Annotated in this window: 11 protein-coding genes; all 11 read right to left on the bottom strand. The window is 38.4% G+C overall.

What is annotated here, in order from left to right:
- Positions 1–83 precede the first annotated feature (83 nt).
- The 11 genes from ISU02_RS19875 to ISU02_RS19825 all read right to left on the bottom strand — a co-directional run bounded on the left by ISU02_RS19875 (position 84) and on the right by ISU02_RS19825 (position 12,545).
- Positions 84–833, bottom strand: coding sequence for a WecB/TagA/CpsF family glycosyltransferase (locus ISU02_RS19875; RefSeq protein ID WP_194703594.1), 750 nt, complete (start codon positions 831–833; stop codon positions 84–86).
- Between the two features lie 489 nt (positions 834–1,322).
- Positions 1,323–2,408, bottom strand: a complete 1,086-nt coding sequence (csaB, locus tag ISU02_RS19870; protein ID WP_194703593.1) for a polysaccharide pyruvyl transferase CsaB — start codon at positions 2,406–2,408, stop codon at positions 1,323–1,325.
- Positions 2,401–4,566 (bottom strand): DUF5693 family protein, encoded by a 2,166-nt coding sequence (locus ISU02_RS19865; protein ID WP_194703592.1) that lies wholly within the window; start codon positions 4,564–4,566, stop codon positions 2,401–2,403. Before ISU02_RS19865 ends, csaB begins: the two co-directional genes overlap by 8 nt.
- A 12-nt stretch (positions 4,567–4,578) precedes the next feature.
- Complete coding sequence (locus tag ISU02_RS19860; RefSeq protein ID WP_194703591.1) at positions 4,579–5,082, bottom strand: hypothetical protein; 504 nt, start codon at positions 5,080–5,082, stop codon at positions 4,579–4,581.
- A 146-nt stretch (positions 5,083–5,228) separates the two neighbouring features.
- Entirely contained in the window at positions 5,229–5,585 is a 357-nt protein-coding gene (locus ISU02_RS19855; protein WP_194703590.1) for a type II toxin-antitoxin system PemK/MazF family toxin, read from the bottom strand.
- 1 nt (position 5,586) lies between these two features.
- A complete protein-coding gene (locus tag ISU02_RS19850; RefSeq protein WP_194703589.1) occupies positions 5,587–5,826 on the bottom strand; it encodes a hypothetical protein in 240 nt (79 codons plus the stop codon).
- A 252-nt stretch (positions 5,827–6,078) separates the two neighbouring features.
- Complete coding sequence (gene alr, locus ISU02_RS19845) at positions 6,079–7,248, bottom strand: alanine racemase (RefSeq protein ID WP_323985064.1); 1,170 nt, start codon at positions 7,246–7,248, stop codon at positions 6,079–6,081.
- Positions 7,249–7,451: 203 nt separating this feature from the next.
- Complete coding sequence (locus ISU02_RS19840) at positions 7,452–9,002, bottom strand: NAD(P)H-hydrate dehydratase (protein ID WP_194703588.1); 1,551 nt, start codon at positions 9,000–9,002, stop codon at positions 7,452–7,454.
- Between the two features lie 4 nt (positions 9,003–9,006).
- Positions 9,007–9,384 carry a holo-ACP synthase gene (gene acpS, locus ISU02_RS19835; RefSeq protein ID WP_194703659.1) on the bottom strand — a complete coding sequence of 126 codons (378 nt, stop codon included), beginning with the start codon at positions 9,382–9,384 and terminating at the stop codon, positions 9,007–9,009.
- A gap of 248 nt (positions 9,385–9,632) precedes the next feature.
- Positions 9,633–10,346 (bottom strand): anaerobic ribonucleoside-triphosphate reductase activating protein, encoded by a 714-nt coding sequence (locus tag ISU02_RS19830; RefSeq protein ID WP_194703587.1) that lies wholly within the window; start codon positions 10,344–10,346, stop codon positions 9,633–9,635.
- 105 nt (positions 10,347–10,451) lie between these two features.
- Positions 10,452–12,545: a ribonucleoside triphosphate reductase gene (locus tag ISU02_RS19825; protein WP_194703586.1), complete on the bottom strand. Its 2,094-nt coding sequence runs from the start codon at positions 12,543–12,545 to the stop codon at positions 10,452–10,454.
- Positions 12,546–12,653: the final 108 nt, after the last annotated feature.

The raw sequence follows: 12,653 nt of genomic DNA, 5'->3' as shown, positions 1-12,653 counted from the left end.
GCACTCTACCATATGCTGTATCGCTTACTTACCGTAAACGCATCATACGGTAGAGCATTGCCCAACTTTGGACTTTTGACACTCTAACCATCTATAGTTTTAGAAAAAATAACTTTAATCATAAATTGAGGTAAGATCATCATCCTACCAATACGTGTTGGCTGTTTTAGCAATCGATATAACCATTCCATGCCCAGTTTGATGAATATTTTAGGTGCTCGCTTGGAAGTCCCTGCCCAGACATCTATTGCACCACCAACCCCCATAGCTACTTTTGAGTTGATGATCTTTCGATGCTTATATATCCATTTTTCCTGTTTTGGCGCACCCAAGCCTACAAATAAAATATCTGGTTTGGCCTCATTGATCTTATCCAAAATACGCAATTCATCCTTTTCTTCAAAGTAACCATCCTGGGTGCCTTTGATGACCAAATTGGGATATTTCTCAAGTATTTTTTTGGCAGCGGCCTCTGGAACACCTGGCTTGCCACCAAACAAAAAGAGACTTTTTTTCGAACGATTGCAGTATTCCAGTGCTTTTTCCATCAACTCAATTCCTGGAACGCGTTCAGGCAAATCTAGATGATGAATTTTAGAAGCTTTAATGATGCCAATACCGTCGGGAACAACTAAATCGCCTTGACATAGAATTGCTTTAAAATCAGCATCTTCCTGTGCCTTCATTATAAATTCTGGATTCGGTGTAAAAACCATCTTGAGATCTTCCCCTTGCATATAACTCACCAAGCGCTTGTTAGCGTCTTCCATGGTGACTTTATCAATCTTGACACCGAATATTTTCACATAGTTTGTACCTTTAAAAATTTCCATTAATCCCCCAATCAAAGCGAATACTCAGTCCGCTTCGCTACCTTCGTAACCTTACTCCTCAAGAAAAAATTACTGTTTTGAGGATTCATACTCAGTCCGCTTCGCTACCTTCGTAACCTTACTCCTCAAGAAAAAATTACTGCTTTGAGGATTCATGCTCAGTCCGCTTCGCTACCTTCGTAACCTTACTCCTCAAGAAAAAATTACTGCTTTGAGGATTCATACTCAGTCCGCTTCGCTACCTTCGTAACCCTACTCCTCAAGAAAAAATTACTGTTTTGAGGATTCATACTCAGTCCGCTTCGCTACCTTCGTAACCCTACTCCTCAAGAAAAAATTACTGTTTTGAGGATTCATACTCAGTCCGCTTCGCTACCTTCGTAACCCTTGAGCAATCCTATCGGATTGCATTCAATGGGAGTTTAAACTCCCATTGAATTAGGAATGTGAACCCCCACTTTAAGAAGTGGGAGTTCACCTCCTCAAGGGCTATATTAATGTCTCTAATATTTCATCATTTACTTTAAGCAACTCTATCAAATCGGCCTTCGAGTGTATAATTTGCGCTTTGACCATATCATAATTTTGTTCGTATCTGCTGATTTCTGCTTCTATGGCATCAGGTCTAAAATCGTGTATACTGCATACGGGTGCCATTTGAATGGTTTCAAGGAAGTTTTCAATTTTAGGATCATAACTGATTCCCACGAAAGGCACTTCTGCAACTAGCGAAAATATAAGTGAATGCAACCTTGAACCCACTAAGATATCCATATTTTGAATGAGGCTCATAAAAGTTAAAGAATTGTATTTATCAATGATAAAATACACATGTTCATCCGTTTTATCATGGATATCCTGAAATATCTTTGTATCATTCTTGTAATAGAAGGGTACGAAGATGACATTATATCTCTTGGCAAGTCGATTTGCCATTTGAACGAGTAAGTCTCTATGTGCATCATCTCTGAAATCCTTCTGTCTAATGGCAATCGCCAACTTTTTCCGTTTCGGATCTTTTAAATTGAGTTTTTCTATAATGCGTTCACCTGCATCAAGCGGTTGACATTCTAGGCCCATCACAGGATCTGTTGTCACCTTCGCTTTTTCAGGTTTTACCCCTATTGACATTAATAATTCATATGATTTAACATCTCTAACTGTAATACATTGCACTTTATTGAGCACACGCTTTACGCGCCTCTTATTGGATGCTCTAATCAACGGGCCCACACCGTGACTTATGAGAAAAACTTTCTTCTTGAAGAACAATCCCATTCTGATAATGCTCAGATAATAGTGTATGCTCCTAGCACTGGTTACATCTTGCAAAAGACTTCCACCGCCACTTAAAAGCACATCACATCCCATGATCACTCTTGCAACTTTTAAAGCATCGCTTCTATTAATAGCCTTAACATCAAACTTCTGCATAGTTTCTTCAGGATTGTTGGATAATACAGTGATTTGAACATTGGCATTTATGTCTTTCAATTTTTTAGTCAAAGTTAACAAAATGGCTTCATCACCAATATTGTGAAATCCATAAAAGCCTGAGATCACGACTTTATTCATATTTTTTGCTCCCAAAGTACGCAACATAGATGCGATTAATAATTTCCAACACAACAAGTACAATGACGCCAATGACTATTCCCATAGCTAAGGAGATCAATTCTCTTGCTGTTGATAAATAGATTGGTGCTCTCGAATGACAAAAAGTATTTACCACTGAAGTGAAACCAATCATTGAAGTTAAAGCAAAAGGAAATAAGATGCGCTGATAGCCTCGGCAAGCCAAATATACGGTTGCTGTAAACGCAGGAAAAGCCATCAATATTTCTTTTGTTCGCGGTCTTGCCAATAAGACATTCTCTAAAAAATTCCTAAAAATAATTTCAATATTTAACGCTTCCACATTGGTTTCATGTCCAGATCTTGCAATATAGATATAGACAATAATCGCAAGCAGTGCTGCAATTGCAAGATAGTAGACTTTTACATTTTCATATAGAAAGCCTTTGAGATCTTCTATAAAAAAAGTGTCTTCATCTAAATCGTGAATATTGCGTCTATAACCCAATTTAATGATGTAAATCACTACAAATAATAACATCGGCAAAAGTAAACTTGCTTTGACACCTCTGTAGAAACTCATTTCCACCAAATAGTCCGATCTAGACATAATTGCACCCACTGTGAGACCACCGATTAAGCACAACGTTACAATCGCCGTTAAACCAATACTTGCTTTTACAATAATACCCTTGAGGGTATAAACTTTCGTACTGAGCAAAATGTCCTTTATATATTCGATAAAAAAGATAATCGCAATAGTTGGATAGATATTCGCTGCTGCAAATGCATAGAGTTCCACACTGAGATTTGGAACGACAAAAACACTCACAGGAATAAACAACATGCCTAGGATAAACAAAATCCATTCAAATTTCTCATTGATATCAAAGATCAGTTTAAGGGCGATCAATCCGAGAATTAAAAGACCAAAAGCAGATAACATCAATAAAAAAGGAGATAGAGAATGGTATGGCATGACGCTTGGCCTCCCAAGAGATATGCCATGAGGTGCAAGACGTGCTTCCAATTGCGAGAGCATCGGTTTATAATCCTCCAACACTTCGTAATAAGTGAAATTCGTATCTTTATAAGGTCTAAAGTAAATCGCGCGAATATTGCGTTCTGTAATGGCCCTATAGAGCGTATTTTGAATCTCTATTGACCCCGTATAATAATCTAGATAATTATAGCGTTGTTGGATGTATTCAATCACTGGAAAAACACGCACGACATTATAATTCAGATCTTGCGCCAGTTGTGTCAAGCCATCTTGTTCAGAATGACCTCTTTGAAGTGAGGATTCAATCAGTGCAATCGGTATATTTTTAGAAACAAGTGTCTTGTATAGAAGTGGATCGTAATTTCTGACCTCTTGTTCATAACCTAAGATGGATCTACCGCCAAAAATGATTTCCATAGGTTCTTCGTCGTATTTTTTAACATCATCAAAATAAGCTTTAGCAATATGAGTATTAGCTCTGCCAAAATTCGTCGGTCTTAGATTAATGGGTAAACCACTCGATTTTATATTTTCAATCTTCTCGGGATCATAACCCAATCCAATGTCTTCAAGCGCTGAAGATATAACCACCCTTGGCAATTTTATACCTCTTGCAAAGATGTCCTTGTACCTGCTATCTTCCGTATAGTATAAATCATCTATTGTGCCTTTTAAAACAATCGTGTTGACATCTTCATCAAAAAATTCGTAAAAGCCAACATCGTAGCGTGCTTCTATGGCCTTGGACAAGCGTTCAAAGAGTGCTTGATCATAAGTTCTTACAATCACATCATATTTGTTTTCGTCAGATTCAAGAAATGCATTTGCTCGATCGCCATAAAAATTTTGCCACTCTAGGTCCTTCTTCACATTTGAAAGCAGGTCGTATTCTATCGGTTTTTGCTCATTAACTAGACTATAGAGCGAATCTTCACTAAGGGCAACACTGGAAATGCCCGCCTCAAAAAGCGTTTTAAACATCTCTTTATCCGTTATGCCCAGTTGATCAGCAAAGAGGGAAAATTCATAGTAATCCGCTACTATATCCACCGTTTTAGCTTGATTTTCAACATTTATGCGACTCCACAACATCGTGCCTGTCGCTATCAAACTTATCACAAATAAGATAAGGTATATTTTCTTTTTAAAGTTCATGATGCCTCCACATTATTTATTTGAAATGATCGTGTAATTGCCTTTAATCATCATCCAACAGTCATCTGCTGTCACAATACCTCTGCCATCATTACTGGGGACGAGCATGTGATGGTCAATAGGTACACCCTTGCCATTCAACACTTTACTGCCTGCCGTTAAATCTGGAATGCCCACAGCATTGGGATCAATCACGGTTGCCTTACCCACTCTCACGATAAACTCGGCACTGTCTGCAAAGTAAACTGCGCTGTCTTTAGGCACGTTGATGATTTCAAATAATTGAGATCCCTTGCTCGAGTTACCTCCTTGACTCAATTGCTCTATTTGACTTTTCAAAGCATTTACTTCCGCTAGATATTTGTCATCTAATGCTTTAAGCTTCAATTCCATGTAACTCACGGTAACAAGAGGATCTGTTGTGGTTCCAGCGGTGCCATCGGCTTGAACAACGCCTATCACGCCAATAAAAATGCCAAGTGTTAAGCTTATAACCAGATTTTTATTAAATGTCATAACTGCCTCCTGAGCGCTCTATTTTAATCACTATCATCAATCATTTTAACATATGAGATTGGATGATGCTATACGCGTTCTGTACATTTCAGAATATGTTTGTCAAAAAACAGGAAAAAACCTGCATACAATAAAGATATACAGGTTCAAGCATCTTCCTCATATAGACCAAGGCTAATGACCAAGGCTTTATCAACAGCCACCATGACACCTTCTTCAAGATGTCCAAGTTTTTGAATCAATCGCGTTTTATCAATCGTTCTCACTTGTTCCAATAAGACTACTGAATCTTTCAACAAACCTACTTGAGAAGCTTGTACTTCAACGTGTGTCGGTAATTTTGCTTTCGCAATTTTTGCCGTAATCGCTGCAATGATCACTGTGGGGCTATACTTGTTTCCAATATCATTTTGAATGATCAAAACAGGTCTTTGCCCACCTTGTTCAGAACCACGCACAGGTGATAAATCCGCAAAAAATACGTCGCCTCTTTTAATATTCACCTTAATTATCATCTCCATTCAACTTTGATTCAAAGATAGATAACGCAGATAAGTAATCTATCAACCCAGATTCACAACATTCTAAATTAATCTGAGCCATTATTTCGTAGCCAAAACGCATTGTCTCGCAGGCTTTACAATTTTTCAGAGCATTTTTTTTGTGCGCTTTGAGTGCCACATTTTTCAAAAAAAACGTATACGCACCAAAGGAATCACAACCGTACTGAGCATTTTTTTCCATCACAAAACCCCCATTGTTAACGATACCCTTCGTATCAAAACAATTTCTCTCTGTCTATGTTACCCTTATTACCTTAATTAAAACAGCATAAAGTATTAAGAATCCATAAACATCTTATAATTCAGCCCTTCTTCTCCCAAAAAAATTGCCCAAAATAATTTTTTAGCTTCCCGTAACCATTTTACATTTATATGTCTCTATCTATTGAACATTCTATCATAAAATAGAAGATCCTGCCATAAAAAATACATGTTATCTCAAATAATCTATAATTTTTACAATTTGGTCATCCTTTTTATAAACACGTAAGACACGCTTTGAAATCATACAGACCACTTCATAATTAATCGTGTGGAGCATATCCGCATATGCGTCAATTTGAATTTGTTGTTTGTCATCAGCACCGAATAATATGACTTCATCACCTTGATGAACCTCTAATCCGGTGACATTCATCAGACATTGATCCATACAAATTCGCCCGACGATTGGTCTGATTTCACCTTTTACAATCGCCTTTGCCTTGCCTGAATACCCTCTTGAAAAGCCATCTGCATAACCCAGCGGCAGCGTTGCAATTTGCTCTCTTTCACTGGTTTTATAAGTCAATCCATAGCTAATCCCCTCTCCACTTTCCACATATTTCACATGTGAGATTCGAGTTCGAAGCGACATCACTTCTTTTAACGACACTGCCTCGTGATTGACAGCCATCGAGGGATACAAGCCGTACAACATAATGCCCGCTCTGACCATATCAAATTGATACTCAGGACAGTCAATAATTGTCGCACTGTTGGCAACGTGTTTAATAGGAATGATTACGCCACGCTTTTCAAGTTGATCTATTACCCATTTAAAACGTTTTACCTGTATATGCGTAAAAGTTTTATCCGTTTCATCAGCCACTGCAAAATGTGTAAAAATCCCCTCTATAATCAAATTAGAAAAAGCATTCATTTCTACAATCTGATTAACCGTTTCTTCTGTGATTGGCATACCAATACGCCTCATACCCGTATCTAGTTTTACATGTACTTTTAGTTTTTGATTCATTGCCATCGCTTTTTGATTAAAAAAAACAGCTTGTTCCATCGTATAGAGAGTTTGAATTAATCTGTTCTCAATGACTTCTTCAGCATTTTCATTAGGTGTATATCCTAAAATCAAAATTTCAACTGCTCTATAAACGCTTCTAAGTTGAACTGCTTCTGAAAGCGTGGCAACAGCCAAACGGTCGGCGCCGTTATTTAACAATGTTTCTGCTATTTGTATCGCACCGTGACCATAGCCGTCAGCTTTTATAACTGCACTGGCTAAAGTCGTCGGCTTGATGCACTTTTTAACTTCTCTCATGTTATGTGCTAATGCATCCAAATTAATTTCTGCCCAAACTGGTCTCGTCAAAATATGATCGCTCACATGTGCCTCCTCATGGTATTCATCATATTTAAGCCATCCTCGATGCCTCAAATTATTTTTCGCGAATTGTTTTTACCGATTAAAGCTCTAGAGAAAACCTTTTATTCTAATTTTATTGTTTTAAAAAAAAAAAGGATTAAAACAGTCCCTAGACTATTTTAATCCTTTTTTTTTAACTTGACCAATGAATTTTAATGTTTTTTTTAAACTTCCAATTCTAAATTCCTAAAAACATGAGTGATGCCCTCTATTAAATCTCCTGCGATTAACCCGTATTCACCTTTTTGGCTAACCATGAGATCGCCAGAGTAACCATGAATGTAAACACCTGCAATTGCAGCATTTTCAGGCGTCAATCCCTGAGCCACCAGACTGGTTATAATGCCCGTTAGAACATCTCCACTCCCTGCGGTTGCCATTCCAGGATTGCCGTTGACATTGATATATATCTGTCCCGAAGGCAATGCAACTACAGTTCTAGCACCTTTTAGGACTACGATAACCTGCCACTTATGGGCAAATTCACTTGCGGTTCTAATGGGGTGTTGATTGATGACTTCAAGAGGCAAATTTGTCAACCGACTCATTTCACCTGGATGTGGTGTCAAAACGACTTTGTTCAGTTTGTTTTCAAGCACATCCACATGCTTTGCAAGTGTGTTAAGGCCATCTGCATCTATAATAACCGGCTTATCCACTAATGTAATCAAATGTCTTAAGATTTCATTCATCTCTGCGTTTTGGCCACAACCTGGTCCAATGGCAATTACATCGGCAGCATCACACGTTTGAACCAACTTCTCCACTTGATTTATGCCAAAGACACCCTTGCGCGTCTCAGCCAGTGGCACGGTCACTGCTTCGGGCACACTTGTGGTGATAATCGTGTGAAGTGATTCTGGGATGATCAATTTCAGCAAGCCTACACCCGATCTCAAAGCGCTCTTCCCACACAGGATTGCAGCACCCGTCATGCCAAAAGAACCCGCTATTATGCTGGCTTTCCCATAAACACCTTTATGAGAATTTCTTTGCCTTTTAGGAATCAGTTGTTTGATGAACTCATGCGATATGGTTTCAAGCGGCAGGGACATCTCTGCAATGAGCTCATTGGGAACGGAAATCTTCTTCACAACCAACTCCCCGTTGTATTCTGCGGCTGGATACATGATGTTGCCCACTTTTGGCAGACAGAGCGCAACGGTCTTATCCGCTCGTACTGCTGTTTTCATCACTAAACCTTCACTGGCATGTATGCCACTGGGCATATCACACGAAATAATATAGCCTTCAGAATCGTTGATTGCATCTATTGCAAGCTCATAAACGCCTTCCACATCTTTGGTTATGCCAATACCGAATATGCAATCCACCACAACATCATCATAGGCAATTAACTTTCCTAATTTTTTAACGCCGCCGATATCGTTGATCATTTCCACAGGTATATTCAAGTGTTTAATTATTTCAAAATTTTGATTGGCGTGTTCAGATAGCTTTTTGAGATTGCCGATCATAAATATTTTAACCGAATAGGATTCATTGTGCAGATGCCTCGCACAGACCAAACCATCGCCACCATTGTTTCCCATGCCCACCACTATGATAACTTTACTGTGCCTATTGACATGCTTTTTTACTTCTTCAGCAAGTGCAATACCTGAATTTTCCATTAAAACAATTTGTGAAATGCGATATTTTTCATTTGCCCTTAAATCGATTTCTCTAATATCCTTTTCTACAGCAATTTTCATAATCTCACGCCTCCCCAACAGCGATGACAAATGCAACGGCATTTTCACTTGAGTGTGAAATGGACACCATCAATGTGGTGATCCCCTTTTGATGCGCAACTTCTTTTGCCCCATCGTATAAGTTCACATAAGGATGACCTAACTCATCTCTGAGCACTTCAATATCCCTGAGGTTAAAACCCCTCACACCTGTCCCAAATGCCTTTGAAACAGCTTCTTTAGTCGCAAAATTACCTGCAACAGTTTCCGCTTTCATATGTTTCTTCTCAAACAACTCGTTTTCTGAATCAGTAAAGAAACGTTTCAAAAACTTTGGTTTTTCTGTCACAATTTTTTTAAATCGTTCAATTTCAACGATATCCACACCATTGCCTTTAATTATCATTAGCCACACCCATTTATAATCATTTAATAGTTTTTTATTATACGCCTTTCAGTTTTAGCAGTCAATATCAGCAATCCATATTTGACCTATCCTTTACATCTCCAAAACAAGTGTAAACGGCTTTTTCTCAGTGGATACCCTTGACAAAAACTTTCCATACCCTATTTTATTGATCATCATCAAATTATAGAATAAAAAAACAGCTCTAAGTGGTTTTAATCTACCCACAAAGAGCTGACTTGAATTTAATATTTGCCAATAGCTTGTACATGTGTCCCTTTGAGCAAAGGTTGTATCTGATCTTTCAACCAATTCATCTCATCCAGTGTATAAGGTGTATAGCGACGATCCACAACTTGCTTAGGGTTGTATTCATATTGTTGCAACGTATAAACTTTGCTACCATTAATAAGCGTTGCCATCTCTATCAAGTCGCTTAACTCGTGAAACTCTTTCATAAGCGTGGTTCGAAATTCATGAGCAATCCCACTTTTAATGATTAAATCAATACTTTTAAAGAGCACTTGAGTATTAAATGACTTTAAGCCAGCAGTCATTTCATACTTAGAGGGCGTATTTTTTAAATCCATTGCAACATAATCCACCAGCTGTTCCCCAATGATATTTTCAAGCCATTCTGGATTGCTGCCATTGGTGTCGATTTTAATCTTCACAGACAACTTTCTGATTGCCTCTAGCAAGGGGCGTATATCCTGAGTAAGAGAGGGTTCCCCTCCAGATATGACAACACCATCAATTAGGCCTCTTTTCGCTTTTATGTGTGCAAGCCATTCTTCCGAACTCACTGAGTTGCTAGAGTGCCTGACTAAATCGCCATTATGGCAATAAGGGCATCTGAAGTTGCATTTACCAAAATAAGCAACGCTGGAAATCAAATCCGGATAATCAATAAACGATGTTTTCAAAAAACTTTCGAGCTTTATGTGTTCTAGTGACATGACTACTCCTTTTAAACAACGACTGTTCTAAACCATCTATCTTATTATAATTATATATTTTATACCAATAGTCTGTCATTTGCCACATAAATTTCCATATTCTTTCTAAAAATTTGAAAAAGCAACGCGTTCGTCAAATTCAGATTGCTTGCCTTCGTTCCAAGAACTGATTGGTCGATGGTAACCCACCACGCGAGACCAAACCTCTGTTGGCTTCCCACAAGTGGGACAAGTGTGTTCTTCTCCAGCAATATACTTGTGATCTTCGCAGATGCTAAAAGTCGGCGTGATGGTGAAATAAGGGAGTCTATAATTTTGAGTGACCTTTCTTAGAATGCATTTTACGGTTTCTATGGAGTGAATTTTTTCTGGGATAAAGCCATGGAAAACCGTTCCCCCTGTGTACTTGATTTGAAGATCATCTTGATGATCCAGTGCTTCAAACAAATCTGTCGAGAATCCCACTGGCAATTGCGTTGAATTTGTATAATAAGGCACATCGCCGCCAGCAGTTATAATATTGGGATACAAGGCCTTATCTGTCTTTGCAAATCGATAAGCGGCACCTTCAGCTGGGCTTGCTTCAAGATTATACAAATGCCCGGTTTCCTGCTGAAACCTTACGAGTACCTCGTTCATATGATCCAAAATCGCCCTTGCCATTTCACGGCCTTGGGTGGTCACAATACTGTCCTTACCATCTGTAAAATTTTGTATACATTCATTGACGCCATTAGGCCCAATGGTTGCAAAATGATTATGCCAGTACTCACCATAATTTTGATAAACTTCTTCCAAATAATATCTAGAATAGGGATAGAGACCTCTACACATATTTTCTTCCAATACTTTTCTTTTGGCTTCAAGTGAATCTTTGGCAATTTCCATCAGTCGTTCAACACGATTCAAAAGTTCTTCATAGGTCTTTGAAAGATAACCTATTCGACCCATATTCACTGTGACCACACCGATAGAACCCGTCTTGGGATTCGCGCCAAATAATCCGCCACCCCGCTTTAAGAGCGCTTTATTATCCAGTCTCAGACGGCAACACATGCTGCGCACATCTTCTGGATTTAAATCCGAATTCACAAAATTACTAAAATAGGGCGTCCCATATTTAGCGGTCATCTCCATAATCTTATCTGTCACTTCATTATTCCAGTCCCACTCATCTGTAATATTATAGGTGGGAATTGGAAAAGTGAAAATTCTACCCTTTGCATCTCCGGACATCATTACTTCACAAAAAGCCTTGTTGATCCAATCCATCTCATGCTGATAGTCCCCGTATACTTCATCATACAGGCGTTTACCACCGATGATAATAGGCATGTCCTTGTGAGTTGTGGGCACTTCCTTATCCATTGTTATATTGAAAAATGGGGTTTGAAACCCTACTCTTGTTGCGATGTTCATGTTGAATACGAATGTCTTCATGGCATGTTTAACATCCTGATAGGATAGTCCATCCGCTCTGATAAATGGTGCTAAAAGCGTATCAAAGTTAGATACAGCTTGTGCTCCTGCGGCTTCGCCCTGAACCGTATAGATAAAATTGACCAGTTGAAGCAATGCGGTGTCAAAATGCTTCGCTGCAGCAGATTCAACTTTCCCAGGAACACCGCCAAAACCTTTGAGCAAAAGATCTTCAAGACTCCAACCACAACAATATGTGGATAAAAGACCTAAATCGTGAATATGAATCGCCCCTTCTTCGTGAGAGGTCCTAACGGTTTCTGTATAGACATTATGTAGCCAGAAAGCTTTTGACGCCTTAGAGATAATATGATTATTCAACCCTTGTAAAGAATAACTCATATTAGAATTTTCTCTGACGAGCCAATCATTCTGACCTATATAGTTCCCAAATAGTGATAATATGTCCATGGCTGTTTTCTTATTTTCACGTTGTCTTTTATGTTCAAATCGATATTTAATGTAGTTTTTTGCAGTTTCGTACTCGCCCATTTTCATCAGTACATTCTCCACTGCATCTTGGATAATCTCAACTTTAGGATAAGTTGTCAATTGTTTTTCATCCAGATCAAGCAAGACATAATCTGTGACCACTTCAGAAAGTTTCAGCAAGTCTTTCCTCAACCTTGATGGTTTACTCGCCACCAGTGATTTAAAAATTGCAGCTTCTATTTTATGTCGGTCAAATGACTTTAACTCTCCGTTTCTCTTTTCTATCATTGAGTACAAAAAAATCCCCCCCTCGCAAGCAATATTGTGCTTTTTAAATGTATTAGAAAATCTGTATGATGTATCTACATAAAATAAGTATACACAATATATAGATGA

It is taken from the genome of Fusibacter ferrireducens (genome assembly GCF_015352425.1).
GTDB classification, from domain to species: domain Bacteria; phylum Bacillota; class Clostridia; order Peptostreptococcales; family Acidaminobacteraceae; genus Fusibacter_A; species Fusibacter_A ferrireducens.
The sequence above is the reverse complement of the archived record's forward strand: the minus strand, read 5'-3'. Positions and strand labels throughout refer to the sequence as shown.

Coding starts and splice junctions, on each gene's coding strand:
- csaB (WP_194703593.1), bottom strand. CDS start 2,408: ATGAATAAAGTCGTGATCTCAGGCTTTTATGGATTTCACAATATTGGT.
- ISU02_RS19850 (WP_194703589.1), bottom strand. CDS start 5,826: ATGGAAAAAAATGCTCAGTACGGTTGTGATTCCTTTGGTGCGTATACG.
- ISU02_RS19875 (WP_194703594.1), bottom strand. CDS start 833: ATGGAAATTTTTAAAGGTACAAACTATGTGAAAATATTCGGTGTCAAG.
- ISU02_RS19865 (WP_194703592.1), bottom strand. CDS start 4,566: ATGAACTTTAAAAAGAAAATATACCTTATCTTATTTGTGATAAGTTTG.
- ISU02_RS19860 (WP_194703591.1), bottom strand. CDS start 5,082: ATGACATTTAATAAAAATCTGGTTATAAGCTTAACACTTGGCATTTTT.
- ISU02_RS19830 (WP_194703587.1), bottom strand. CDS start 10,346: ATGTCACTAGAACACATAAAGCTCGAAAGTTTTTTGAAAACATCGTTT.
- ISU02_RS19840 (WP_194703588.1), bottom strand. CDS start 9,002: ATGAAAATTGCTGTAGAAAAGGATATTAGAGAAATCGATTTAAGGGCA.
- ISU02_RS19825 (WP_194703586.1), bottom strand. CDS start 12,545: ATGATAGAAAAGAGAAACGGAGAGTTAAAGTCATTTGACCGACATAAA.